Consider the following 24,402-nt stretch of genomic DNA (forward strand, 5'->3'; position numbering starts at 1 on the left):
TTCCTTATGTCATCCTTAAGGGAAGCTTAGGCGACGCTGAAGGGAGGCTGATGGGACGCTTAAATTTCGGTTAAGCGTTCCTTAAGCTCTCCATGAGCAGAATCGGCACCTGTTCTGCGACGTCCGCTCGCGGCTGTCCCATCATTGTTCAGGAGCCGGATTTTGCCCGTTTTCAACGCCGCCACTACGGCTATTTCTGCGGCCGCCTCGGCAGCGAGGCGACCGGCTGGCCAGAGCGCCGCGCTTGCGGCTAGATCGGCGACTGCGCCGTCAGCCCGGTGGCGCGTACTCGTGCCCGTCTGCGCGATGCTGCTCGGCGGATGTACGTGGTATCACCGCGAGCCGCTCGCACCGCAAGATACGTCGACCTCCGCGCACTCGCTCGAACGCATCCAGATTGATCCATCGACCATGCCGTTGCCCGAACTGGCCGCGCATCGTTTCGATCCGTCCGACGGGCTCGATATCGACGAAGTCGCGATGCTGGCCGTGGCGAACAATCCTGACCTGAAGCTGGCTCGCGACGATCTCGGCATCGCCCGGGCACAGGCTTACTCCGCCGGCCTGTTGCCCGACCCGCAACTGAGTGTGTCGAGCGATTACCCGGGCGCGGCAGGCGCCACGCGTGCATTCAATTACGGTCTGAGCATCGACGTGATGGCGATCGTGCTGCGCAGCGCGAACAAACAGTCCGCCGACGCGACGGTCGCCAAAACCGATCTCGGCCTGTTGTGGCAGGAATGGCAGATCGTCGCCCAGGCGCGGCAGTTGTTCATCAAGACACGCTTCCAGCAGGACACGCTACCGCTGCTGCAACACCAGCGCGACCTCGCGCGCACGCGCTACGAGCGCATGGCCGAAGCGCGCCGCGACGGCAATCTGACCGACGACACACTGACCGCCGCGCTCACCGCATACAGCGACGCACGCAAGCAATACACCGACGCCGAGCGGGCCGCGGAACAGACTCATCACGATCTGAATGCGCTGCTTGGCCTCTCGCCCGAAGTTCAGTTGCACCTCACCGGCAGCGAGGACACGGCCGGCCTGCCCGACGCAACGCTCGATGCAGCACTGGCCAAACTCGCCCAGCGCCGCCCGGACCTGATCGCGCTGCAAGCGGGCTATGAAGCGCAGGAGCAGAAATACCGCGCCGCGATTCTCAGCCAGTTCCCGAGTCTTTCGGTGGGCTTCGTGCGCGCGCGAGACACCTCGAACATTTACACCAGCGGCTTCCAGATCAATCTGAGCCTGCCGATCTTCAACCGCAACCAGGGCAACGTCGCGATCGAAAAAGCGACCCGCCAGCGCCTGCGCGACGAATATCAGTCGCGCCTGAATCAGGCTTATGCCGATGTCGCCCATATGCGCGCGGACAGCGTGATTCTCGCGCGGCAGTTGCAGCAGACCGAGCTCGCGCTGCCCGAGGTCGACCTTGCCGCGCGGCACGCGGCTGCAGCCTACGCGCAGCACAATCTCGTGCTCGGCGCGTACGCCGATGCGGAAAGCGCCGCGCTCACCAAACATATCGACGTCGCCACGCTGCGCGAATCGCTCGCCGAACAACGTGTCGGCATGCAGGCGCTGCTGGGCAGCGCGATCCCCGACGCCTTCACCTCCGCTCAGACCTTCACCGAAACTCATGCGAAATAACCCACTGTCGGCGCGGCGGCCGCGCATCGCTTCTTATGCGATTTCCCTTGCCTGCGTCGCGCTTATCAGCACAGCCGTTCTCCCTGCGGGTGCAGCCGGCGCCTCCGCTGGCGACGATGCAGCCGACCAGTCCGTCGTATCCGTGCAAACCGTACGGGTGCAGCGTGCGGTGATCGCGCAACCGGTCCGGGCGTATGGCATCGTCGCGGCGTCCGCGTCGAGCCTGACCACGGTCAATCTGCCGTACCTCGCGCGCATCGTGCAGATGCGCGTGCAGGCCGGCCAAAGCGTCACGCGCGGCACGCCGCTATTCGTCGTGCAAGCCGACCCTGCCGCCGTGCTTGCCGCCACCCAGGCAAAGAGCGCAGTGACGCTGGCGCAAGGCGAACTCGTGGGCACGCAATCGCTGTACGACAAAGGACTCGCCACGCAATCGCAACTCGCCACCGCCCGCAAGGCCGCCGAAGATGCGCAGCAGGCGCTCGCCGCGCAGAACCAGGCGGGAGTCGTGAACGGCAACAAGGTCATCGCGGCACCGATCGACGGCGTGGTTTTACAGGTATCGGCGGCACAGGGCGATCAGGTGCAGCCCGGCGCCGCGATCCTGCAACTGGCCGGCGGCAACGGCCGCGATGCGCGCGCGAACGTGACGCTCGGCGTCGAACCGTCGGACGTGTCCGCTATCCATACCGGCGACACGGTCACGCTGCACGGCCTGTCCACCTCCCTCGCGAAGGCTGCGGTGGACGGTCATGTGGTGCTGGTCGGGGCATCGGTCGATCAGCAAAGCCAGCTCGTCAATATCGGCGCGAACGTCCCGCTCGGACAGAGTGCGTTCATTCCAGGCACGCGTGTCAGCGCCGATATCGCGACGCGCAGCGGCACGCATTGGGTCGTGCCGCGTGCCGCCGTGCTGAAAGACGACAACGGCGCGTACGTGTTCCAGATTACGCAGCAAAACAAGGCACACCGCGTAGCCGTGGTCACGCAGGTCGAGAACGGCGACCGCTACGGCGTGGACGGCCCGATCGACGGCGCCCTGGGTCTCGTCGTCAGCGGCAACTATGAATTGAAGGACGGCATGACGGTGCGGACTGCGGGAGGCGCGCCGCGATGAATTTCGGTCAATGGATGCAGAAGCACCGGCGCTCGCTGCTGTTCGTGATTGCGTTGCTGGCGATCGCAGGCGCACTGACCGCGTTTCGCCTGCCGATCTCGCTGTTCCCGAACGTCGCTTTTCCGCGCGCCGTCGTCGCGCTCGACGCGGGCGACCGCCCCGCCGAACAGATGGCCACGCTTGTCACGATGCCGGTCGAAGAGGCGCTGCGCCGCGTGCCGAACGTACGCGATGTCGAATCGACCACGAGCCGCGGAGCGGCGGAAATCTCGATCAATTTCGACTGGGGCACCGACATGGCGCAAGCCACGTTGCAGGCTCAGTCGGCGATCAGCGAGATCCTCGCGACGCTTCCGCAAGGCACCTCCATGCAGGTGCGGCGCATGGACCCGACCGTGTTCCCGGTGCTCGCGTATAGCCTGACGTCGAAACAGCAGTCGCTCTCGGCGCTGCACGATCTTGCGCAGTTCCAGATGCGGCCTTTGCTGTCGTCCGTGGAAGGCGTGGCGCGCGTCGAAGTGACCGGCGGCGCGCAGGACGAATTTGAAGTTGCGATCGATCCGGCGCGCCTCGCCGCCTACAAGGTCTCGCTCTCGGACGTGTCGAAGGCGATCGGCGCAAGCAACGTGCTGATGGCCACCGGCCGTATCGAGGATCACTACAAGTTGTATCTCGTGATTGCCAACACCACGATCACGCAACTCGACGAACTGCGCAACGTGGTGGTGTCGGCCAACGGTGCGACGCAAATCCGTCTCGGGGACATCGCGACCGTCCATCAGGGGGTCGTGCCGCAATGGATGCGCGTCACCGCCGACGGCCAGGACGCCGTGCTGCTCAACGTTTTCCAGCAGCCAGGCGCGAACAGCGTGGCGATGGCCAAGGCGATCCGCGCGAAGCTCGCCGACTTCCAGCATCAGATGCCGGCAGGCGTGCATCTTTCGAACTGGTACGACCAGAGCGAACTGGTGATCGCTTCGGCGAGCAGCGTGCGCGACGCGATCATGATCGGCGTGGTACTCGCGGCATTCACGTTGTTTGCCTTCCTGCGCAACTGGAAAATCACTGCGATTGCGGTCGCGCTGGTGCCCGTTGTGATGGCCGCGACGATCCTGCTGCTCGACGTGTTCGGCATGGGGTTCAACATCATGACGCTCGGCGGGATGGCCGCCGCCGTCGGCCTCGTGATCGACGACGCGATCGTGATGATCGAACATATCGTGCGACGCATGCGCGAAGGCGGCGCGCACAAGTTTCATGGCCGCGTGATGGCGGCGGCGCTCGAATTCACGCGTCCGCTTGCCGGGTCGTCGGCGGCGACGCTGATCATTTTCGTGCCGCTCGCGTTTCTCTCGGGCGTGACGGGCGCGTTCTTCAAGGCGCTCTCGGTGACCATGGCCAGCGCCCTGTTCATTTCGTTTCTCGTCACGTGGCTCGCGGTGCCGATTCTGTGCGACCGTTGGCTGACGCCTCAAGACGCCGAAGAGCACAAGGAAACCCGCTTCGCCTCATGGATGAACCGGCGTTACAGCGCTCTGATCGAACGCGTAACGGCACGCCCGGTTCTCGTGCTGCTTGGACTACTGCCGCTGATCGTAGTGGCCGCGTTCGCCTTCACGCGGGTGGGCAGCGGCTTCATGCCGAGCATGGACGAAGGTGGATTCGTGCTCGACTATCACACCGATCCGGGCACCTCCGTGACCGAAACGGACCGGCTGATGAAGCAGATCGAGGGCATCATCCGCGCGAATCCGAATGTCGCGACTTACTCGCGCCGCACCGGCGCCGGTCTCGGCGGCGATCTGAACGAGCCTAACAAGGGTGACTTCTTTGTGCGGTTGAAGTCGACTGGCCGCGAGCCGATCGGAACGGTGATGGAAGAGATCCGTTCGAAGGTCGAGACGCAGGTGCCCGGCGTGAGTATCGAGCTCGCGCAGTTGATGGAGGACCTGATTGGCGACTTGACTGCGGTGCCGCAGCCGGTCCAGATCAAGATCTATTCCGACGATCAGACCACGCTCGACACGACCGCACGCAAGGTCGCGGCGCAGATCGGCAAGATTCAGGGCGTGGTGGATGTCAACGACGGCATCAACCCGGCGGGCGACGCACTCGAATTGCACATCCGGCCGGAGGCTGCGGCGGCTGAGGGGATGGACCCGCAGTCGATTGCGCAGGCCGTGTCCGACATGGTGGAAGGCAACGTGGCGACGCAGTTCCAGACCGGCCCGAAGACGGTGGGCGTGCGGGTGCGTGTGGCCGGCGCCTTGAAGCTGACCGATACGCAACTCGGGCAGTTGCAGATTCGCGCGCCGGACGGCCATCTGTTCGCGTTGAATCGTGTTGCCGATCAGGTGAAGGTGACGGGCCAGCCGGAGATCAGCCGCGACAATCTCAAGCGGATGGTGGCGGTGACGGCGCGAATCGATGGCCGCGATCTGGGTTCGACGATCGCCGATGTGCAGCGTGCGTTGAGCGACAAGAGCTTGTTGCCGAGCGGCGTGTATTACGAGTTGGGTGGCTTGTACCAGCAGCAGCAGATTGCCTTCAAGGGCTTGTTGACTGTGTTCGGCGCCGCGATTGCGTTGGTGTTTGGGTTGTTGCTGTTTCTGTACGAACGCTTTCGGGTTGCGCTGGCGGTGATGGCGATGCCGTTGCTGGCATCGGGTGCGGTGTTTATTGGCTTGTGGATTACCGGTATCGAGTTGAACATCTCCGCGATGATGGGGATGACGATGATTATCGGTATCGTGACCGAGGTGGCGATTTTTTATGTCTCGGAGTTGCAGGGGTTGATTCGGGATGAAGGTGTGGAGTTTGAGGAGGCTTTGATGGAGGCTGGGCGGAATCGGTTGCGGCCGATCGCCATGACGACGATTGCAGCGATTTTGGCATTACTGCCGTTGGCGTTTGCCCTTGGGCAGGGGTCGGCTATGCAGCAGCCTTTGGCGGTTGCCATTATTTCCGGGTTGATTGTGCAGTTGCCGTTGGTGTTGTTGTTGTTGCCGGTGGTTTTGAAGTTGTTGATGAAGAAGCAGGCTATTTGATATTTTCGGTTTTTTGCCTGAGCGGCGCTTTTTTTGTATGCCTGGGGCGGTGGCCTTTCCTTGCTTTGTTAGTGGTCTATTCGCGTTGCCCCTGTGCGGGGCGGCACTCACTTCTCTTTGCCGGCCGTGCGAGAACACAGATTCCAGATGCACCACTAACGTGGCTGCGCGGGGGACCCGCTTATAAGCTAGCGGTTTGAGCCGCTTTCTTTTGCCTACTTTTCTTTGCGGCAGGCAAAGAAAAGTAGGTGCCGCCCCGCACAGGGGCAACGCGAATAGACCACTAACAAAGCAAGGAAAGGCCAAAGATTCCAGATCAAGGAAAGACCAACACCAGAGGCAAACAAACAAAGCGCCGCGCAGGCAAAAAAACCATCACCCCTTCAATACATCCCCAAATCCCCCCACCCTCGCCCCCAACCCCCGAATCGCATCAGCCACCCTCGGCGACAAAAGCGCCTGCAACTCCTCAACATGCCGATAATCCCGCATCCCATCACTCAAAATCCGATCACCGGCAAAAGCAGGATGACAATAAATCTCCCCCACCCCCTGAGGCAAATCGGCAAGCGCGGCAAGCCACACAGCCTCATCCATCCGCCCACTATTAGCAATCCCAACAACATAATCGTTGTGCACGATCCCAGCCCGGTCCAACTTCGCCCGCACCCGTGAAATCCACGGCCGCAACCAGAACGGCGCGCTAACCTCGAACGGCAAGCGCATCGCCCGCATCCCATACTCGCGGCCAATCTCCAGAATCAATCCCAGCACCGTCGGATGCAAATGGAAATGTTTGTGCGTGTTGACATGATCGAGCGTCAACCCTGTCCTCGCAAAAGCCTCGAACTGCGCGCGGATCTCGCGCGCCAGCTGTTTGCGAACATGCGGCAAAAAGAAAAACCGCACCCCGTCGCGCACCATGTTGTCGCCGAAACGGCCATGCTCGTTGACCAATGCGGAAATCCCGTCGCGCGGCGTGACCGCGTCGCCATCAGCCAGCACCAGATGCAGTCCGACTCGCAACGCCGGAAGCTCGCGAGCGCGCGCCACCGCATCGTCCGCGGCAGGCGCGCCGATCATCAAACTCGCAGCCGTCAACACGCCATGCCGGTGAGCCTGCTCGACCGCCAGATTCACCCGCGGATGCAAACCGAAATCGTCGGCCGTGACGATCAGCCCACGTGGCTTAACCGCCATCCGACGTCTCCATCACACGCAACGACGCACCGTGCGTGCTCGACGCAGAAGTCTCCACCGGCACGCGTGCGCCACGCCACACCACGTGCGAACCGAACGCGCCCGTGAGCCATTGGAAGGCCAGCAAGGTGTCGCGCAATGGCACGAGCGGCAAGTCGCGCCAGAAAGTGCGTTCATGACGCGCGGAACGCAGATGCAGCAGCAAGCGCGCCGCTAAACCGGCCGCGGTGCCGACGCCGCTCGCCAGCGCCGCCCACAAGTGCAGACCGTCGAACGGACCATTCGCGAGGCGCGCGGTGAGCCACGCGCCGACCAGAAGCCACGGCGTCGGGAAGGTAATGAACAGAAACGCAAAGCCAAGCGGGTTCACCGAGCGGATCGTGCGCAGCCAACGCGTCTCGCGCTGCCACAAGGCCGAAAAAGTCGGCTCGATCACGTCGGTGGCCACCATCACGCGCGAAAGTACCGTGCGGAGCCCCAGGGCGCGCACGTGTTCGGCAAGCCAGTAATCATCCGCGAGACAGTTTTTCAAGGCTTCGAAACCGCCGATGCGCTCGAGCGTCGCGCGGCGCAATGCGAGCGTCGCGCCGAAACCGAAGCGGCGCGACCCGGCCGCATGCGCGACACGCACCGACGGAGCGAACCACTCGTTGATAAACAGCGCACCGAACCGCGGCCAGAAACCGCCCACGCCTTGCGCCACATAGAGGCAGGTCACCACCCCCACACGCGGATCGGCGAGCGGCGCCGCCACGGTGTCGAGATAGTCGGCCTCGACCGCGATATCGCTATCCGCAATCACGATCACGTCATGACGCGCCCGCCCCGCCATGTTGATCAGATTGCTGACCTTGAGATTGCTGCCATGCACGCGCGTGTCGATCGCGAGCTCGATGTCGTGCATCGGATAGGCGGCCTGCAGACGGCGCACCACGGCAATGGCGGGATCGTCCGGTGAAGATACGCCTAGCACCAGCTGGAAATGCCCGTGGCGCTGATCGCAGAAGGTTCTGAGGTTCTCATAGAGGCGCGGCTCGGCGCCGCACAGCGGCTTGAGCACGCTGACGCCGACTGCCGCAAAAGGCGGTAGAGGATGCGAAACCTGCGCGGCCGCACTCGCGCGCGCTCCGCGGCGCACCGCGAAGAACGGCATCGCCACTGCTGCCACCATCGCATAGAGCGACGCCGACATGCAGCCGGCTAGCAGGACCCATTGGTATGCTGTCAATACGTGCGCTGTCATCGCCTGCGTCCGTCAGTGCCCAGCCAGCACGAACGGTCTGCCCGTAAAGCGCAGATGAAGAACGACGAACCAGCGCCGTGGACAATCCGCTTCGATCAACACGGGTCGGCCGGCCGCCGTTGCGTGGCGGCCCTGAATGGCAAGGTCGAATGCGGTGTGCGCGAACTGGCGCATCACGAGGACACCACTCGCAATCAGCGCAAGCACGAGGAGCTGAAAGCTGGCGGAGCTGAAGACCCGCTGGGAAACCGGCATGAACAGCAGTGCCAGCAACGCGAGCACTTCGGTACCCATGGCAGTGAGCGAAGCCGCCATCAGATGGGCTCGCAGCATGTCGATGGTGACTGGCTTCATGGCGTGATCTCGTGGCCTGAAGAAACGCACGCCGGCAAACGCGCCGGTGAAAACGCCAGCAGAAGCGCTGGCGAAAGCGCCGACAGAAGCTCCGGCCATACGTTCGATCGATGTGCTTACGATTAAGTTGCGATTACCTAACAACTCGACGTAGTGTCGCGCGGCCATATCAAGCCACCCGACAGTAATCAATTCACGGGCGATGGTAGCGATTTTAACTGAAGGAAACCTTAAGGAAGAAAGAGGTATAAAGCGTGTCATGAGCATGATCGTTACACTTCGGATATGCGGTTCGGCGCTTACTTAAAAACGACCGCCGCTATGCAATAAACATCGAACGGAATCTCTCGCCATGCGCGTACTCCTCGTAGAAGACGACGACCTGATCGGCTGCGGCATCGAAGCGGGACTGCGTCAAGCCGGTTTCACGGTCGATTGGGCACGCGACGGCCATAAGGCCAGTCTTGCACTCGATACTACAGCCTATGCGCTAGTGTTGCTCGATCTCGGCCTACCCCGGGTATCCGGCATGGAACTGCTGAAACGGCTGCGCGACGCCGGCAAGGACGTGCCGGTGCTGGTGCTGACCGCAAGAGGCACGGTGGTGGACCGCGTCGGCGGCCTCGAAGCCGGCGCCGACGACTACCTCGGCAAGCCCTTCGACCTGACCGAACTGGTTGCCCGTTGCCGGGCACTGCTGCGCCGCGCGCAAGGGCGCAGCGTCGAGGTGATCCGCTATCAGGATCTGACGGTCAATCCCGCCGCGCAAACCGTCGAGGTGGGCAATACGCGCGTGCCGCTCACCTCGCGTGAATGGGCGATCCTGATGCAATTGCTGACCAATCAGGGCATTCCCCAATCGCGCTCGCGACTTGAAGAAAGTTTGTATGGATGGCAGGAAGAAATCGAGAGCAATGCCATCGAGGTCCACGTGTCCAACCTGCGCAAAAAGCTCGGCGCCAAGCTGATCAGAACCGTGCGCAATATCGGCTACGTGGTGGAGAAGGCTTAATGCCGGCATCGATTCGCCGGGCGTCGATACGCCGCCGCCTGATGCTGCTGATCCTGACCAGCATCGCGTTGATCTGGGGCATCGCGCTGATCTCGAGTTATCGTCAGGCCACCCGTGAAGTCAGCGAATGGGAGCAGGCGCGCCTGGCTGAGCTCGCGCAAATACTCGCGCTGCTTGACGAGCGCAATCTGACCACGCTGGCCAATGCGCGCATCGACGTGCGCGAAGAAGAAAAAGGCGGCGAACCCGGCGCGAACGACAGCGACGACGACGATTCCTTGCCGCGCGACGCCCTATTCCAGGTACGCGGCGCGAACGGTGACGTGCTGGCGGGCAGTCCGCAATTGCGCACGCTGCACGCGTGGGACCTGCCCGTGCCGACCGCCAGCGGCGCGCAAACCATGACGCTCGGCGGCCAGGTGTGGCACACGTTCACCTTGCGCGATACCACGCTCGGCCACACGGTGCGCGTGTTCGAACCGGCCAACACGCGCAGCGATCTGGTGAGCGGCGTCGCGAGCCGGATCGCCCGCCCCACGCTCCTCGCGCTGCCGGTGCTGGCACTGCTGGTGTGGTTCAGCATCGGTTGGAGCCTCGTGCCGCTGAAGGTGCTCTCGGGCGCTATTCGCGCGCGCGACATCAACCGGCTGGAACCTGTCGACATCGGGCGGGCGCCGACCGAGGTGCGGCCGCTCGTCGACGCGATCAATCTGGTGCTGTCGCGCTTGCGGAACTCCATCGAGCGCGAACGCGCGTTCACCGCCGACGCCGCCCATGAACTGAAGACGCCGCTTGCCGCCATCAAGGTGCAGGCGCAAGTCGCACTGGCCGAACCGAACACGGCGTTGCAGCGTGTCGCCATGGAGCGCGTGGTGCAAGGCGTCGATCGCAGCGCGCGGCTCGCGGAGCAGTTGCTGCTGCTCGCGCGTCTGGATGTGCACGAGAAACTCTCCACCGCGCCGCTCAGACCCGCGGCGGTGGCGAAAGACGCGCTGCTTGCCAACGAACGTAACGCGCAGCAGAAGAACATTCACGTCACACTGACCGGCGACATGCGCGCCGAGATCAACGCGGAGCCCGTGCTGATCGGCATCCTGCTCGACAATCTGCTCGATAACGCAATCAAGTACGGACACGCCGGCGGCAATGTCGAAGTGGCCGTGCAGTATGAAGTCGGCCGGGTGCAGCTCACCGTGCGCGACGACGGCCCCGGCGTCGCGCCGAGCGATCTCACACGCCTCACCCACCGGTTTTTCCGCGCAACCGGCAATCAGGCGACCGGCAGCGGACTGGGTCTCTCGATCGTCGCGCGAATCGCCGAGCATTTCGGCGCGAGCCTGCATCTGGGCGCGGGTATCGGCGAGCACGGCCTGGCGGTGAAAGTGTCGTTTCCCGCATATGCGGGAGCGGACTAAGGATGATGCCGGGGGTGGGTTGCTGATGGATGGTATCGGCCAAGCTGCCGCGGAGGGCATCGTCGGGTCTGACGGCGAAGGGACCTAGCGCTGGCTGGCTTCGCTCACGGCCGTCCGCTCTGCCATGTTCGCCATGTCCGCCCGCCTCGGCTCGCGATTCGACGACTCGGCAAACTGCCACGCAATGAGTCCGGGCACGAACATCAGCAGATCACGAATGCGCCGCGCGCCGGCAAGCGCGAGGCAGATGGAAGGATCGAGGCCCAACGCGCCGCCGATCAGAATGAATCCGCCTTCCTGCACACCCAGACCGCCCGGCACGAAGAACGCCGCGCTGCTGATCGCCTGGATCAGCGATTCGATCACCACCGCTTCGACCAGCGTGACGTGAACGCCGAGAAAGTACAGCGCGAGCCAGATTTCGAGCGAGGTCAGGAAGCACTGCAGCGGCTGCCAGAAGAACAGGTAGCGCAGCACCACGCCGCGGCGGCGCCAGATCAGCTTGATGGCCTGGTCGATCTGCGCCGATTGTCCGACGAGCGTCGCGAGCTTGCCGCTCGTCATGCGATTGAGCACGCGCGTGATGCGCTCGAACGGGTTCGCATGCTGCACGAGTGCGAACAGCACCAGCAGCGGCGTCAGCACCACCACGCCCCACGCCAGTTGCCCGGCGAGCCGCAGCGTGTCGGAGTGCGCATGCGCGAACAGAAAACCGATGCCAACCATTGTGAACAGCAACTGGCTGATCACCGTGAGCTGCATATCGACAATGATGCTGCCGACCGCCGTAGACGGCCGCACGCCCCAGCGCTTGAGCATCCGGAACGACACAACCTCGCCGCCGATACGCGCCACCGGCAACATGCTATTGACGGATTCGCGCACCCAGACGAGATGCAGCATATTGGCCACGCTGGGCCGGTTCGCGCCGCGAATCAGCGAGCGCCAGTCGCAGGCATTGGCGATCATCGGCAGCACGTGCGCGAGCGCCGCCAGAACGAGGCCGGCGCCTGCCGCGCGCAGTGCGTCGAGCACGGCGCCGGGATTGTCCTGCCAGACGAGCCACAGCGACACCAGCAAGCCGGCAAGCGCGGCGATGCGGCCGAGATGCTTCATCATCCGGCCACCTTTGGCGCGCGCTTCAGTGCATGCCTCGGTGCATACCTCAGTGCATACCTCAGTGCATACTTCAGGCACACCACTTTGTCCTCGCCACCCTCATCCAGATACCCACGCGTCATTGCTTACCCAACCTGCTGTTCATCCGTCATTCCGTCCTGCACGGCCGACAACAGGCCGTCGCCATCCACCTTGAAACTGAAACCGCGCCAGATCACGCGCGAGGACCAGTAGCTCGCCACAAAAATCGCAAACGATACGATATCCCATAACGGCAAAAGCCACAGGTCACGACGTGCCTGCTGCAACGCGCGATCGGACAGCAATTTCAGCACGAGCCGGGCGCAGACGGCAACCAGTGCGAGCGGCCACGACCACGGCGCGCCACCCGAGAAGGCAATCGCGAGCAGTGCGAAAGCCAGAGGATGAATCAGCGCCGAGCCGAGATGACCCAACGGATCGATGCTGCGAATTGTGCGGCTCCAGCGCAGTTCGTGCGCGATCAGTTGCGTCGCGCTCGATTCCACGCAGGCATGGGAGATCGTGAACGGCGGAATCACCACCTTCTCGCCGATCATGCGCACGGCTTCGCCGATCGCATGATCCTCGGCCAGATGCTTGACGAACGGTGTGAACCCGCCGATTTTTTCGAGGGTGTCGCGTCGCATCGCGATGCTCTGCCCAAAGCAAGGGCGCGCGAGACCGAGCGCGAGCCCCGTCACTACGCCCGGCAGGAATTGGTAGTTGGTGGCCTTGGCCGACATGCGCGGCCAGAAACCGGGATCGGGCGTGCCGCGATACACGCAGGTGACGAGACCGACACCGGGCTTCTGCAATTCGCCGATCACGTTGCGCAGATAATCCGGCCCGACGCTCACGTCGCTGTCGGCGAACACCAGCAGGTCGTGCTGGGCTCGCGGGAGCATATTGAGAATGTTGCTGATCTTGCGGTTAGGACCGTACAGGCGCGCGTCGGCGACCACGGTGATGTCCGCTTCCGGATGCAGCCGCCGCAGATCTTCGACGGTTTGCAAGGCGGGGTCGGCCGAATCGTGCACGCCAAACAGGAATTGCACGGGGCCCGGATAGTCTTGCTGACAGAAGCTCGACAAATTCGCGAGCAACGCCCACTCGTTGCCGTGTAACGGTTTGACGATCGTGACTGGCGGAAAACTGGTCGGCTCGGACACCGCTCTCGCGAAGAACCGGCCGATCAGCGCGCCCGCCAGCACGGTGTAGGCGATGCCGAAAATCGCACCCGCCGCACACGCATAGGCAAGCGTGACGGCGAGCAGATGCATGGCGCTCACGCTTGGTGGGCGCGCAGGAAGCGGAAGAATTCGACGCCTTCACGCAGGCGCCGTTTCATCATGTCCCAGCTCGTGAGCATCTCACGCAGAATTTCCCAGATCTTCGACGGACGGAAATAGAAGCGCTTATAGAAGTTCTCAAGCTGGTGGTAGATCTCGTCGCGCGACAGATGCGGATAGCCGATCGCCGCGAGCTGCACGCCTGACTTGCTGACGAGGTTGATGACCTTGTTCTCTTCCAGCCAACCGTTCTCGACCGCCTGGTTGTAGAGCGTCGTGCCGGGGTACGGCGCGGCGAGCGACACCTGGATCGTATGCGGATTGATTTCCTTCGCATACTCAATGGTCTTCTGGATCGTGTCCTGCGTCTCGCCGGGTAGCCCAAGAATGAAGGTGCCGTGGATCTTGATGCCGAGCTTGCGGCAATCTTCGCTGAAACGCCGCGCGATATCCGTGCGCAGACCCTTCTTGATGTTCAGCAGAATCTGGTCGTCGCCCGACTCGTAGCCCACCAGCAGCAGGCGCAGGCCGTTTTCCTTCATGATCTTGAGCGTGGCGTACGGCACGTTCGCCTTCGCGTTGCACGACCACGTCACGCCGAGCTCGCCGAGGCCGCGGGCGATTTCCTCGACGCGCGGCTTGAAGTCGGTGAAGGTGTCGTCGTCGAACATGATCTCCTTGACTTCAGGCATGTTGTCGCGAATCCACTTCACTTCTTCGAGCACGTTCTCGGTCGAACGCGTGCGGTAGCGATGCCCGCCCACCGTTTGCGGCCACAGGCAGAACGTGCATTTCGAGCGGCAGCCGCGGCCCGTGTAGATCGACACGTACGGGTGCTTCAGGTAGCCGATGAAGTAGTTGTCGATCGTCAGATCGCGCTTGTAGACGGGCGCGACGAACGGCAGCTCGTCCATGTTCTCCAGGATCGGGCGCGCTTCGTTGTGTTCGATCGAGCCGTCGGCGGCGCGGTAGCTCAGGCCTTTGATGCCGGCGAACGGCTTGCCTTCGGCAACTTCCTGGCAGGTGAAATCGAATTCTTCGCGGCAAACGAAATCGATCGCTTCACTCGCGGTTAGCGAATTGTGCGGATCGACCGCGACCTTCGCGCCGACCATGCCAACCAGCACCGAAGGCTTGCGCTTCTTCAGGTCTTCGGCGAACAGGGCGTCGGTGGGGAAGGACGGCGTGCTGGTGTGGATCACCACCAGGTCGTATTGCTGCGCTATATCGAGCGATGCTTCGACGGACAGGCCGTCGGCGGGGGCGTCGAGTACACGGCTATCGGGGACGAGTGCGGCGGGCTGTGCAAGCCACGTCGGATACCAGAACGAGCGCACTTCACGCTTGGCCTGGTAGCGCGAGCCCGCGCCACCGTCGAAGCCGTCGTACGACGGCGCCTGCAAGAACAGGGTTTTCATGAATGCTCCAGCAAGCCTTTGATCGGCGCTTTCAGTTTTCTGTCAGAAAACTATCGGAACTATTGCCCACGCGGAATGCACGCGGGCACAGGGAATCGCGCAAATACTACGGAGCAAAGCTGAAGGAAACCTTAAGAAAAATACGCTGGTCCGCGCTGTTCTAAATGGTTAATACCGGGATTCGCCCCGCTTGCGCTTCCGTAGTTTATACACGAAAACCGTGACATTTGACGCGCCGCTGCACATCGCCGCGCGGCACGTCCTGCCCGGCCGGGTCAGACTCGCGCTTCACGCACCGAAACTGGATGAAGCGTCGGCGCAGCGCGAAAGATTCTGCCGGTCCGCACACCTGCACATCTGCGCGTGCGGACCGGCCACTGCTGTCACACTGGCTTGATATCCGCGGCCTGCTTGCCCTTCGGTCCCTGCTTGATTTCGAAGCTTACCTTCTGGTTTTCCTGCAGCGATTTGAAACCTTCGCTGCGAATTTCCGAGAAATGAGCAAACAGATCCTCGCCACCGTCGTCCGGTGTAATAAAGCCAAAGCCCTTTGCATCATTGAACCACTTCACTGTACCGGTCGGCATGTCGATTCCTCGTTTGCATCTTGGTTGATCGGGTTGCGTTCGCCGTCTTTTGACGGTTTCTGCGACTGCCGCTTGACTTTACGCCTGTTTGCGCGGCGCCGCTCAGGTACGGTGCCGATGCAGGCGCTTCCCGCAGCGGCAACCCGGGCAGCAAAGTCCGTGCCGCGCACCACTCGCGGGCACGCCTCCAATGCGATCGCGCGCAATCGGATAAGATAATTGCTATCGGCAGTCCATCCTTGGCCGCGCAGGTTCAGGCCAGCATTTCCAGCCGCGCGACCTATCGTTTTCCCACTTACAGGAACCCAGCATGGCCACCTCGAGCTATACCGATACCCGACTTCTGATCAACGGCGAGTGGTGCGACGCCGCCAGCGGCAAAACCCTCGACGTCATCAATCCCGCCACCGGCCAGGCGATCGGCAAGGTAGCCCATGCCGGCATCCCGGATCTGGACCGGGCGCTGGCCGCCGCGCAGCGCGGCTTCGAAGCCTGGCGCAAGGTTCCGGCCAACGAACGCGCCACCACCATGCGCAAGGCCGCCGCGCTGGTGCGCGAGCGTGCGTCCGACATCGCCCGCCTGATGACCCAGGAACAGGGTAAGCCGTTCGCCGAGGCGCGCGTCGAAGTGCTGTCCGCGGCGGACATCATCGAATGGTTCGCCGACGAAGGCCGCCGCGTCTACGGCCGGATCGTGCCGTCGCGCAACCTCGCCGCACAGCAAACCGTACTCAAGGAACCGATCGGCCCGGTGGCCGCGTTCACGCCGTGGAATTTCCCGGTCAACCAGGTCGTGCGCAAGCTGAGCGCCGCGCTCGCGTGCGGCTGCTCGTTCCTCGTGAAGGCGCCGGAAGAAACCCCGGCGTCGCCGGCGGCGCTGCTGCAGGCGTTCGTTGAAGCCGGCGTGCCGGCCGGTACGGTCGGCCTCGTGTTCGGCGACCCGGCGGAGATTTCCAGCTACCTGATTCCGCATCCGGTGATCCGCAAGGTCACGTTTACCGGTTCGACGCCGGTCGGCAAGCAACTGGCCGCGTTGGCGGGCGCCCATATGAAGCGCGCAACGATGGAACTGGGCGGTCATGCGCCGGTCATCGTGGCCGAAGACGCCGACGTGGCGCTGGCCGTCAAAGCCGCCGGCGGCGCGAAGTTCCGCAATGCCGGCCAGGTCTGCATTTCGCCGACACGCTTTCTGGTACACAACAGCATCCGCGAGGAATTCGCGGCGGCGCTCGTCAAGCACGCTGAAGGTCTCAAGCTCGGCGACGGTCTGGCCGAAGGCACAACGTTGGGGCCTCTCGCCAATGCGCGCCGTCTGAGCGCAATGAGCAAGGTGCTCGACGACGCACGCAAGACCGGCGCCAAGGTCGAGACGGGCGGCGAACGCGTGGGCTCGGAAGGCAACTTCTTCGCGCCGACCGTGCTGACCAACGTGTCGCTCGAAGCGGACGTGTTCAACAACGAACCGTTCGGCCCGATCGCCGCGATCCGCGGTTTCGACACGCTCGAAGAAGCGATCGCCGAGGCGAATCGCCTGCCGTTTGGTCTCGCCGGTTATGCGTTCACGAAATCGTTCCGCAACGTGCATGTCCTGTCGCAACAGATGGAAGTCGGCATGCTGTGGATCAACCAGCCTGCTACACCTTCGCCGGAAATGCCGTTTGGCGGCGTGAAGGATTCGGGCTACGGTTCGGAAGGCGGACCGGAAGCCATGGAAGGCTATCTGGTCACTAAGGCGGTTTCGGTGATGGCGGTCTAAGGTCTTTTTAGACGCTTTCTGCGATGTCGTAGCGGGTCCGCGAACGCTCGTTCGCGGACCTTTTTTCTTGCAACGAATGCCGCTTCATCATGAACGACACCTCCTCCAGCCCCCTGCAACCCACGCTGACCGGACACACCGTTGAACTCCAGCCGCTTCAGCAGGAACACGCGCAGGGTCTGCTCGACGCCGCCGCGGACGGTCAGTTATGGAACATGAAGCTGACGGTAGTGCCGGGGCCGGAAACCATCGGCAGCTATATTGCAACCGCGCTCGACGGACGCGCGGCCGGCACGGTGATGCCGTTCGTGATTGTGAGGCCCGATACCGGGGCGATTGTCGGCAGCACACGGTTCTGGAAGATCGACCGGGTGAACCGGAAGCTGGAAATTGGGCACACGTGGTTGAGCGAGTCGGTGCAACGCTCGGCGGTGAATACCGAGGCAAAGTACCTGCTGCTCAGTCATGCGTTCGAAGCGATGCAGTGCGTGCGCGTACAGTTCACGACGGACGAACTCAACGAGAAATCAAGAGCGGCGATTCTGCGGATCGGCGCGAAACAGGAAGGGATTGTCCGGCACGAACGGATCATGCCGGACGGGCGTAAGCGCAATTCGGTGCGCTTTAGCATCATTGATGAAGAGTGGGCGGAGGTGAAGGCGATGTTGGAGAGGAAGCTGGGGCGGTAAAGCCTGCCCCAAGCGATTCACTTCACTCCGCGTTCAGGCGAAAACCAGCCGCCCCATTGCCCCGTCAAACATGCACGTCCCGCTCACCCAGCGGCGGTGGCGTCGTCGCCGCCTCAAACTCCTCAAGCAACGCGTCCCGCGCCTGATGCCGGCGCACCCATAGCGCGGTGAGAATCGGCACAAGGACGGCGGTCACGAGACAAGCCGTCGCGACCATCGCCGTCGCCGCCGGCACCAGCGGCTTGAAGCGCGGAATCATTTCGCCGATGATCGCCGGGTTCGCCACCGCGGCCCCCGCCGTCGACGAAGCCGCCAACCCCGCGGCTCCATTGCCGCCCGCGATCCAGCGGTCCGCGAGAATCAGCGGAATACCCGTCACGACGATCACCCCGAGGCCCAGCACGATGCCCGGCAAGCCGCTCGTGACGATCACGTTCAGGTCGATACCGTTGCCGAGCGCGAAGCCGAAGAACGGAATCAGCGGATGCACGCAACGGCCAAAGAACTCGCGCAACTCGCTATCCAGGTTACCCAGCGCAAAACCGATCAGGAACGGCAGCACCGCGCCGACGAAAAGCCGCGGCTCGAAGAAGGCCACGCCGGTCGCGCCGAGAATGATCATGCTGACGAGCGGCCCCGATTCGATCGACATCAGGACGAACGCGCCCGCCTCCTCCTTGCTGCCATATTGCTGCATCACCGCGGCATAGAGACCGCCATTGGTCATGTCCATCGACGTTGTGATCGCGAGCACGGAGAGGCCGGCAAACAGCCCTGCCTTGACGCCGTCGATCGGAATAAAGTGCGAAGCGACGAGCGTCGCGACCCATGCCACCAGCATTTTGGTCACGAGCAACGTGCCCGACTTGCGCAACACGGTGCCCGTCGCCCGCAGGTCGATCGTCGCGCCCATGCAGAAGAACCACACCGCGAGAATCGGCACGGTGCCGGTGATCAATCCATTCGTGAACGAGCCGAGATATTTTCCTCCACCCGGTGCAAACGTGTGAACGCAGGCGCCGATCAGCAACGGCACCAGCATCAGGCCGCCTGGAATGCGGTCGATGGCCTTCTTGAGCTTCATGCCTCCTCCGTGGACTTTGCGTCCAGTTGTCGGGTGAATCACCCGGGGTGATGTCCCGTTCTTGCGCCGGGCGACTCCCTTTCGGCGCAATATAGCACCGAGATAGGAACGACGTTCCGATTTTAATAGCATTCCGGCCTATCGTTTACCCGGGACTCACTTGCAATCTTTGCCACTCTTGATGTGGCAGCACAATAATTTCGGACCGGCGTTCCAAATCAAGAATTCTGCGCTACAGTCGAGACCAGACCGGCGCTGCCATACGGCACGGCAAGGCGCCCAATCCGATCGGAGAAACGAACAATGGAAGTGAGACAGAGCATCAACAGCGAGTACGCAAAGACGCTGGATACCGCGGGATTGCGCAAGCAGTTTCTCGTCGAGCAGGTGTTCGAACGCGACGCGCTTCAATTCACCTACAGCCACATCGATCGCATCATGGTGGGCGGGGTGTGGCCGGCCACGCGCGCGGTCGAACTGCCCGCCTCGCTTGGCCGGGCAATCGGCGTCAACTATTTGCTGGAGCGCCGCGAGCTCGGCGCGATCAACATCGGCGGCGACGGCTGGGTCGACGTGAACGGCACGCGCCACACCGTGCGCAATGAGGAAGCCATCTACATCGGCAAGGGTGCGCAGGCCGTCGCGTTCGGCAGCGACGACGCTGCGCGCCCCGCGAAGTTCTACCTGAACTGCGCGCCCGCGCACGAGTCGCATCCCACCCGCACGATCTCGCTCGCGCAGGCATCGCCCGAAACACTCGGCGACCCCGCCACGAGCAACCGCCGCACCATCTACAAGTTCATCGTTCCCGAGGTGCTGCCCACCTGCCAGCTCTCGATGGGTATGACCAAGCTCGAACCGGGCAGTCTATGGAACACGATGCCGTGCCACACGCACGAGCGCCGCATGGAGGTGTATTTCTATTTCAACATCGCCGACGACGCGGCCGTCTTCCACATGCTGGGCGAGCCGAACGAAACGCGGCACATCCTCGTGCACAACGAACAGGCCGTCATCTCGCCGAGCTGGTCGATTCACTCGGGCGTCGGCACGCGCGCCTATACCTTCATCTGGGGCATGGTCGGCGAGAACCAGGTGTTCAGCGATATGGATCACATTGCAGTGCGCGACCTGCGGTAACACGAAGCATGCTGAGCACTCCGAATATCACCGGCATGACAGGCATTGAACGCACCATAGGGACCTACGCACTGTGAACACCTTCGATCTGACCGGCAAGGTCGCCATCGTCACCGGCAGCAACACGGGTCTCGGTGCCGGCATGGCCATCGCGCTCGCCACGGCGGGCTGCGACATCGCCGGCGTGAGCCGCGCGGATGCCGGCGATACGCCCGCGCACGTCAAAGCGGCCGGCCGGCGTTTCGCGGATGTGCGCGCCGACCTCGCCTCGATCGCCCCGGTCGACGACATCGTGCGCGCCGCAATCGAAGCATTCGGCCGCGTCGACGTGCTCGTGAACAACGCGGGCATCATCCGGCGCGAGGACGCGTTCGACTTCAGCGAAGACGATTGGGACGCCGTCATGGACGTCAATCTGAAGAGCGTCTTCTTTCTTTCGCAGGCCGTGGCGCGGCAGTTCGTGAAGCAGCAAAGCCGCGGCAAAATCGTCAACGTCGCGTCGATGCTGTCGTTTCAAGGCGGCATACGCGTGGCGTCCTATACGGCGTCGAAAAGCGGCGTGCTAGGTCTCACGCGGTTGCTCGCGAACGAATGGGCCGGGCACGGCATCAACGTGAACGCGATCGCGCCGGGCTACATGGCGACGGCGAACACGGCAGCGCTGCGCGGCGACACGCAGCGCAACGATGAAATTCTCAGCCGCATTCCGGCAGGCCGCTGGGGTACGCCCGAGGACCTCGCGGGACCGGTCGTATTCCTCGCTTCGTCCGCGTCGGACTACGTGCATGGCCATACGCTTGCAGTAGACGGCGGCTGGCTGGCGCGCTAGCGTGACAGCATCAAAGGTCACACGGCTCGTGGAGCGCGGTATGCTCTCGGCGCTGAGCGGCGGTTAGCATCGGGCTGAGATCGCGTTGTGATCGGTTTGGCATCAACAGGGAATGACGGAAATGGCAGCAATGGGCAAGCAGCACAGGGGCGACGACACCGTACACGGGCAAGAAGTGGACAGCACGGGCGGCATGGCCAATGAGAAAGGCGAATCGGTGTCATCGATCGGCAGGGTCTTCGCGATTCTCGGCGCGATCGGCGACAGCGGAGAGATCGGCATCAGCGAACTGTCGCAGCGGCTCGGTCTGTCGAAGACCACCGTACACCGCGTGATCCAGACGCTGAAAGCGCTCGGCTACGTCACGCAGGAAATCGAAACCGAGCGCTACCGGTTGACCATCCGCCTGTTCGAACTCGGTGCGAAAGCACTGGAAAGCGTCGATCTGGTGCGCGAAGCCGACGTCGAGATGCGCCGCATCGGCCAGGCCACGCGCGAAGCGGTCCACCTCGGCGCGTTCGACGAAGACGCCATCATCTACATCCACAAGATCGACGCCGACTACGGGCTGCGCATGCAGTCGCGAATCGGCCGCCGCAATCCACTGCACAGCACGGCAATCGGCAAAGTGCTGCTCGCGTGGATGGACCCGGCCGAGGCGCGCGAAGTCCTCTCACACGTGGAATTTCGCAAGTCGACGCAAAAGACGCTCGCCTCCGCCGACGCGGTGCTCAGCATCCTGCCGCGCGTGCGCGAACAAGGCTACGGCGAGGACAACGAGGAACAGGAAGACGGCCTGCGGTGTCTCGCGGTGCCGGTGTTCGACCGCTTCGGTCGTGTGATCGCCGGCCTGTCCATTTCGTTTCCGACGATGCGCTGCGGCGCCGACACGAAATCGCACTACGTCGCGCTACTCAAGCAGTCGGGGCTCGCGATCTCGACGCAGCTCGGCTATCGCGAAGCGACGGCGCCGGAGCAGACAGCGATCGAAGGGTGAGCTGCAAACGCAGAACGGGTCATGGCAGCATCCGCTGCAAGGTCTGGTCCTTGAGCACAAAGCGATGAAACAACGCCGCCGCGATATGCAGTGCGATCAGCGCGAACAGCACCCAGGCCAGGTAACCATGAATGTCGCCCATTTCATGCCCTACCGGCGAACCGACCGCTGAGATGCTGGGATACGGCAGCACGCCGAGCAGCTTGACGGACCACCCGCGCGACGACGCATTGGCCCAGCCCAACAAGGGCACCACCACCAGCGCGAGATAGAGGAGACCGTGCGTGATGTGCGAGACGACACGGAAGAACGGCGACAACGATGCAGGTGCCGGCGCGTGGGTGAGACGCCAGACGATTCTCACCACGACCGCTGCAATCAGCGTTGCCCCCACGCCGAGATGCCATGCGATCAGCCCGTCGGGCCGCGTGCCCTTATGAATATCCGGCATGGTCCAACCAATCACGAATTGCGCCGCGATCAATAAGACCACAAGCCAGTGAAGAAATTTGGCTACGCCGTCATAGGCTGAAGCGGAGCGTAAAAAGTGGGCCTGGTCCGTTCGCATGGTCATGAGCGTGTTGTAGCCGCGGTGCAGCTGTTGGATGGAGATAGCGTATTTGCGCCGAGGACGCACACATTGAGCACACATTGAGAGCGCGATCACGCGGCATGCTACGGATCAAACCTTAAGAAAAGCTGATGCTACACCTGACAATTTTCTTCAGGTGCGAAAGCGGTAACACATCGGCAATGCCCCGCGATCGCGTAGAAATTGCCGTCGGCGACGCATGACGACATGCGTGCATCCCAAGTCTGCAACTGAATGTATCCGTGCGGCATGCGCACAGAGATTAGCCGCTTCACACGTATTCCCATTGTTCATACGCGCGCGCATCGATCTGCCGGAGCGCGCCGTATGCGGGAAAACACGACATTTTTCATAGTGCGTTCAACGGGTTGCCCGCTGGCATGTTGCCTGCGCAACGGCTATTCGCAGCGCAGCTGCCCTATCGCCACACCGTGTCGCGAAGGTGGCCGACATGCAAAGAAATCGACACGTCCTGTTACACACGAACACACCGGTAATCCAGCCGCTCAGTAGAGTTCGATCAAACGTAAAAGGGAGTGCAACGCCATGAAACGAATCTTCGCGCTGGCTCTGCTGGCCCTCACCCTCGGGAGTGCGTTGGGCGGTTGCATCGTCGTTCCCGAAGGCGGCTATCACGAGCACTACTACCACGATCACGACCATTACTAAGCGCTGCGCACGCGGCGCACTCCACACTCAATCGTAAAACCCGAGAAGAAAACATGAACAATTCACGAAGCCGCTGGCTGTCCATGGCGATCGTTGCAGGTCTGGGGATCGGCGCATCGTCTGTTGCGTTGGCGCACGTCGACGTGGGCGTGAACATCGGTATTCCGGGCGTGGCCTACGCACCCGAGCCGGTCTATGCCCCGCCTCCGCCTGTCTACGCGCCCGCGCCGCCGGTGGTGGTGGTGAGCCCTGGCTGGTACGGCGAACGTTACTACGACGGCCATCGCTACTGGGAACGACGCGAGTGGGAGGAACGCCATCACGAGCGCGAATGGCATGACGCGCGCGGCTATCGCGAGGGTCCGCACGGCGACTGGCACGGTCACGGCGGCGATCACGGCGATCACGGCGATTGGCACGGCCATGGCGATGATCACGGCCGGGGCGATCACTAAGGCATGGGCCGTGGCGGCGTCAGCGACGCCGCCGGTCCGCGCCGGCATTCGCGCCACACCTTTTGAAGGAGCGACGATTTGCTACGCAACGATCCACGGCGTGTAACGGCGCACATCGACGGCGTGGTCATTTCCGCCGAATACAGCGAACAGACCGGCCAATTGTGTTTGCGTCAGGACGGCACCGTGCTTCGCGAATGGTTTCCACCTCACTCGTGGATCGCGATTGCATCGGTGGCCGGCGCGCGCCACTGGGGTACGCGGCCCACTGACGAGGATCTTCGGGCCTTGCTGCGCAACGAGATGACCCTGTTGCGCACGCCATAACCGCGTGACGGAAACAAAAAAAGCTGGCCACCGAATAGGGTCCGGTGACCAGCCTCTCGCAGTCGACTCAATCTGAATCGAACAGCGCCGCGATGTTCCGCGTATTTCGCTTTGCGCTTAACGTGCGTTATAAATCGGCGGCGAATAGGAGCTTACCGTCGTGTCGCTGCCGCGACCGACTTGCCACGTACCGTGGCTGCCCGAGCCATAACCACTTGTATTGGCCTGACGAGCACTTTGCTGTTCGGAACTTTGCACCTGCGCGCCCTGCGCGTTTTGCGGGGCCGGCTGATTCGATTGCGCGAACGAAGCGATCGGGGCGCCAAGAACAACGGCAATAGCAACAGCTTTGATGAGCGATTTCATGAAACCACCTCCAGAAATTGACC

Annotated in this window: 23 protein-coding genes; 13 read left to right on the forward strand and 10 right to left on the reverse strand. The window is 62.8% G+C overall.

From position 1 onward, the window contains the following. Positions 1-162 precede the first annotated feature (162 nt). From B0G76_RS11400 to B0G76_RS11410, 3 genes are read left to right on the forward strand one after another with little or no spacing between them, the layout of a single operon-like run. The gene (locus tag B0G76_RS11400; protein WP_259460552.1) at positions 163-1,653 is read left to right on the forward strand and encodes a TolC family protein; all 1,491 of its coding nucleotides are present in this window, start codon (positions 163-165) and stop codon (positions 1,651-1,653) included. Further along, positions 1,643-2,770 carry an efflux RND transporter periplasmic adaptor subunit gene (locus B0G76_RS11405; protein WP_120292172.1) on the forward strand — a complete coding sequence of 376 codons (1,128 nt, stop codon included), beginning with the start codon at positions 1,643-1,645 and terminating at the stop codon, positions 2,768-2,770. The genes B0G76_RS11400 and B0G76_RS11405 overlap by 11 nt, the downstream gene beginning before the upstream one ends. Next, positions 2,767-5,817, forward strand: coding sequence for an efflux RND transporter permease subunit (locus B0G76_RS11410; protein WP_120292174.1), 3,051 nt, complete (start codon positions 2,767-2,769; stop codon positions 5,815-5,817). The genes B0G76_RS11405 and B0G76_RS11410 overlap by 4 nt, the downstream gene beginning before the upstream one ends. A 375-nt stretch (positions 5,818-6,192) precedes the next feature. On the opposite strand, the gene hpnK is transcribed toward B0G76_RS11410, so the two are convergent. From hpnK to B0G76_RS44545, 3 genes are read right to left on the reverse strand one after another with little or no spacing between them, the layout of a single operon-like run. Beyond that, positions 6,193-7,017, reverse strand: coding sequence for a hopanoid biosynthesis-associated protein HpnK (hpnK, locus tag B0G76_RS11415; protein WP_120292176.1), 825 nt, complete (start codon positions 7,015-7,017; stop codon positions 6,193-6,195). Then, positions 7,007-8,260: a bacteriohopanetetrol glucosamine biosynthesis glycosyltransferase HpnI gene (gene hpnI, locus B0G76_RS11420; protein ID WP_120292178.1), complete on the reverse strand. Its 1,254-nt coding sequence runs from the start codon at positions 8,258-8,260 to the stop codon at positions 7,007-7,009. Before hpnI (B0G76_RS11420) ends, hpnK begins: the two co-directional genes overlap by 11 nt. 12 nt (positions 8,261-8,272) lie before the next feature. Beyond that, positions 8,273-8,875: a hypothetical protein gene (locus B0G76_RS44545; protein WP_310793933.1), complete on the reverse strand. Its 603-nt coding sequence runs from the start codon at positions 8,873-8,875 to the stop codon at positions 8,273-8,275. 91 nt (positions 8,876-8,966) lie between these two features. Between B0G76_RS44545 and B0G76_RS11430 the strand changes: the two genes are divergently transcribed. Then, the gene (locus B0G76_RS11430) at positions 8,967-9,626 is read left to right on the forward strand and encodes a response regulator transcription factor (RefSeq protein ID WP_120292180.1); all 660 of its coding nucleotides are present in this window, start codon (positions 8,967-8,969) and stop codon (positions 9,624-9,626) included. Further along, complete coding sequence (locus tag B0G76_RS11435; protein ID WP_409076711.1) at positions 9,626-11,041, forward strand: ATP-binding protein; 1,416 nt, start codon at positions 9,626-9,628, stop codon at positions 11,039-11,041. The genes B0G76_RS11430 and B0G76_RS11435 overlap by 1 nt, the downstream gene beginning before the upstream one ends. Positions 11,042-11,125: 84 nt before the next feature. On the opposite strand, the gene B0G76_RS11440 is transcribed toward B0G76_RS11435, so the two are convergent. The 4 genes from B0G76_RS11440 to B0G76_RS11455 form a co-directional block, all read right to left on the reverse strand. Continuing rightward, positions 11,126-12,160, reverse strand: coding sequence for a flippase-like domain-containing protein (locus B0G76_RS11440; RefSeq protein ID WP_120292182.1), 1,035 nt, complete (start codon positions 12,158-12,160; stop codon positions 11,126-11,128). A gap of 125 nt (positions 12,161-12,285) precedes the next feature. After that, entirely contained in the window at positions 12,286-13,470 is a 1,185-nt protein-coding gene (hpnI, locus tag B0G76_RS11445; protein WP_120292184.1) for a bacteriohopanetetrol glucosamine biosynthesis glycosyltransferase HpnI, read from the reverse strand. Next, the gene (hpnJ, locus tag B0G76_RS11450; RefSeq protein ID WP_120292186.1) at positions 13,467-14,888 is read right to left on the reverse strand and encodes a hopanoid biosynthesis associated radical SAM protein HpnJ; all 1,422 of its coding nucleotides are present in this window, start codon (positions 14,886-14,888) and stop codon (positions 13,467-13,469) included. The genes hpnI (B0G76_RS11445) and hpnJ overlap by 4 nt, the downstream gene beginning before the upstream one ends. A gap of 383 nt (positions 14,889-15,271) precedes the next feature. Then, positions 15,272-15,475 (reverse strand): cold-shock protein, encoded by a 204-nt coding sequence (locus B0G76_RS11455; RefSeq protein ID WP_007181784.1) that lies wholly within the window; start codon positions 15,473-15,475, stop codon positions 15,272-15,274. Positions 15,476-15,785: 310 nt separating this feature from the next. On the opposite strand from B0G76_RS11455, the gene B0G76_RS11460 reads away from it, so the two are divergent. Both B0G76_RS11460 and B0G76_RS11465 read left to right on the forward strand, forming a co-directional pair. After that, on the forward strand, positions 15,786-17,231 hold the full coding sequence (locus B0G76_RS11460) for an NAD-dependent succinate-semialdehyde dehydrogenase (protein ID WP_120292188.1): 1,446 nt from the start codon (positions 15,786-15,788) through the stop codon (positions 17,229-17,231). 89 nt (positions 17,232-17,320) lie between these two features. Next, positions 17,321-17,920 (forward strand): GNAT family N-acetyltransferase, encoded by a 600-nt coding sequence (locus B0G76_RS11465; protein WP_120292190.1) that lies wholly within the window; start codon positions 17,321-17,323, stop codon positions 17,918-17,920. 64 nt (positions 17,921-17,984) lie between these two features. Here B0G76_RS11465 and kdgT read toward each other — a convergent pair whose 3' ends face one another. After that, entirely contained in the window at positions 17,985-19,004 is a 1,020-nt protein-coding gene (gene kdgT, locus B0G76_RS11470) for a 2-keto-3-deoxygluconate transporter (protein ID WP_120292192.1), read from the reverse strand. A gap of 303 nt (positions 19,005-19,307) precedes the next feature. Between kdgT and kduI the strand changes: the two genes are divergently transcribed. The 3 genes from kduI (at position 19,308) to kdgR (ending at position 21,970) form a co-directional block, all read left to right on the forward strand. Continuing rightward, positions 19,308-20,144, forward strand: a complete 837-nt coding sequence (kduI, locus tag B0G76_RS11475) for a 5-dehydro-4-deoxy-D-glucuronate isomerase (RefSeq protein WP_120292194.1) — start codon at positions 19,308-19,310, stop codon at positions 20,142-20,144. Positions 20,145-20,217: 73 nt separating this feature from the next. Further along, positions 20,218-20,973, forward strand: a complete 756-nt coding sequence (gene kduD / locus B0G76_RS11480; RefSeq protein ID WP_120292196.1) for a 2-dehydro-3-deoxy-D-gluconate 5-dehydrogenase KduD — start codon at positions 20,218-20,220, stop codon at positions 20,971-20,973. Positions 20,974-21,094: 121 nt separating this feature from the next. After that, the gene (gene kdgR, locus B0G76_RS11485; protein ID WP_120296319.1) at positions 21,095-21,970 is read left to right on the forward strand and encodes a DNA-binding transcriptional regulator KdgR; all 876 of its coding nucleotides are present in this window, start codon (positions 21,095-21,097) and stop codon (positions 21,968-21,970) included. 19 nt (positions 21,971-21,989) lie between these two features. Here the strand turns inward: kdgR and B0G76_RS11490 are convergent, their stop codons facing one another. Further along, positions 21,990-22,538 (reverse strand): cytochrome b, encoded by a 549-nt coding sequence (locus tag B0G76_RS11490; protein ID WP_120296320.1) that lies wholly within the window; start codon positions 22,536-22,538, stop codon positions 21,990-21,992. 570 nt (positions 22,539-23,108) lie between these two features. Here B0G76_RS11490 and B0G76_RS43675 point away from each other — a divergent pair. From B0G76_RS43675 to B0G76_RS11500, 3 genes are all read left to right on the forward strand, one after another. Then, positions 23,109-23,231: a hypothetical protein gene (locus B0G76_RS43675; protein ID WP_259460553.1), complete on the forward strand. Its 123-nt coding sequence runs from the start codon at positions 23,109-23,111 to the stop codon at positions 23,229-23,231. Positions 23,232-23,284: 53 nt separating this feature from the next. Beyond that, a complete protein-coding gene (locus tag B0G76_RS11495; protein ID WP_120292198.1) occupies positions 23,285-23,686 on the forward strand; it encodes a hypothetical protein in 402 nt (133 codons plus the stop codon). Positions 23,687-23,764: 78 nt separating this feature from the next. Next, positions 23,765-24,013 carry a hypothetical protein gene (locus B0G76_RS11500; RefSeq protein ID WP_120292200.1) on the forward strand — a complete coding sequence of 83 codons (249 nt, stop codon included), beginning with the start codon at positions 23,765-23,767 and terminating at the stop codon, positions 24,011-24,013. A gap of 117 nt (positions 24,014-24,130) precedes the next feature. On the opposite strand, the gene B0G76_RS11505 is transcribed toward B0G76_RS11500, so the two are convergent. Then, positions 24,131-24,379, reverse strand: a complete 249-nt coding sequence (locus tag B0G76_RS11505) for a hypothetical protein (protein ID WP_120292202.1) — start codon at positions 24,377-24,379, stop codon at positions 24,131-24,133. Positions 24,380-24,402: the final 23 nt, after the last annotated feature.

The sequence above is a fragment of the Paraburkholderia sp. BL23I1N1 genome, from assembly GCF_003610295.1.
Lineage (GTDB): Bacteria > Pseudomonadota > Gammaproteobacteria > Burkholderiales > Burkholderiaceae > Paraburkholderia.

Bases quoted from the DNA above. Each gene is read 5' to 3' on its own strand.
- kdgR (WP_120296319.1), top strand. From the start codon at position 21,095: ATGGCAGCAATGGGCAAGCAGCACAGGGGCGACGACACCGTACACGGG.
- hpnK (WP_120292176.1), bottom strand. From the start codon at position 7,017: ATGGCGGTTAAGCCACGTGGGCTGATCGTCACGGCCGACGATTTCGGT.
- B0G76_RS43675 (WP_259460553.1), top strand. From the start codon at position 23,109: ATGAAACGAATCTTCGCGCTGGCTCTGCTGGCCCTCACCCTCGGGAGT.
- B0G76_RS11460 (WP_120292188.1), top strand. From the start codon at position 15,786: ATGGCCACCTCGAGCTATACCGATACCCGACTTCTGATCAACGGCGAG.
- hpnJ (WP_120292186.1), bottom strand. From the start codon at position 14,888: ATGAAAACCCTGTTCTTGCAGGCGCCGTCGTACGACGGCTTCGACGGT.
- B0G76_RS11490 (WP_120296320.1), bottom strand. From the start codon at position 22,538: ATGCGAACGGACCAGGCCCACTTTTTACGCTCCGCTTCAGCCTATGAC.
- kdgT (WP_120292192.1), bottom strand. From the start codon at position 19,004: ATGAAGCTCAAGAAGGCCATCGACCGCATTCCAGGCGGCCTGATGCTG.
- B0G76_RS11440 (WP_120292182.1), bottom strand. From the start codon at position 12,160: ATGATGAAGCATCTCGGCCGCATCGCCGCGCTTGCCGGCTTGCTGGTG.
- kduI (WP_120292194.1), top strand. From the start codon at position 19,308: ATGGAAGTGAGACAGAGCATCAACAGCGAGTACGCAAAGACGCTGGAT.
- B0G76_RS11465 (WP_120292190.1), top strand. From the start codon at position 17,321: ATGAACGACACCTCCTCCAGCCCCCTGCAACCCACGCTGACCGGACAC.
- B0G76_RS11405 (WP_120292172.1), top strand. From the start codon at position 1,643: ATGCGAAATAACCCACTGTCGGCGCGGCGGCCGCGCATCGCTTCTTAT.
- B0G76_RS11455 (WP_007181784.1), bottom strand. From the start codon at position 15,475: ATGCCGACCGGTACAGTGAAGTGGTTCAATGATGCAAAGGGCTTTGGC.
- B0G76_RS11435 (WP_409076711.1), top strand. From the start codon at position 9,626: ATGCCGGCATCGATTCGCCGGGCGTCGATACGCCGCCGCCTGATGCTG.
- B0G76_RS11495 (WP_120292198.1), top strand. From the start codon at position 23,285: ATGAACAATTCACGAAGCCGCTGGCTGTCCATGGCGATCGTTGCAGGT.
- B0G76_RS11505 (WP_120292202.1), bottom strand. From the start codon at position 24,379: ATGAAATCGCTCATCAAAGCTGTTGCTATTGCCGTTGTTCTTGGCGCC.
- B0G76_RS11410 (WP_120292174.1), top strand. From the start codon at position 2,767: ATGAATTTCGGTCAATGGATGCAGAAGCACCGGCGCTCGCTGCTGTTC.
- hpnI (WP_120292178.1), bottom strand. From the start codon at position 8,260: ATGACAGCGCACGTATTGACAGCATACCAATGGGTCCTGCTAGCCGGC.
- B0G76_RS44545 (WP_310793933.1), bottom strand. From the start codon at position 8,875: ATGACACGCTTTATACCTCTTTCTTCCTTAAGGTTTCCTTCAGTTAAA.
- B0G76_RS11430 (WP_120292180.1), top strand. From the start codon at position 8,967: ATGCGCGTACTCCTCGTAGAAGACGACGACCTGATCGGCTGCGGCATC.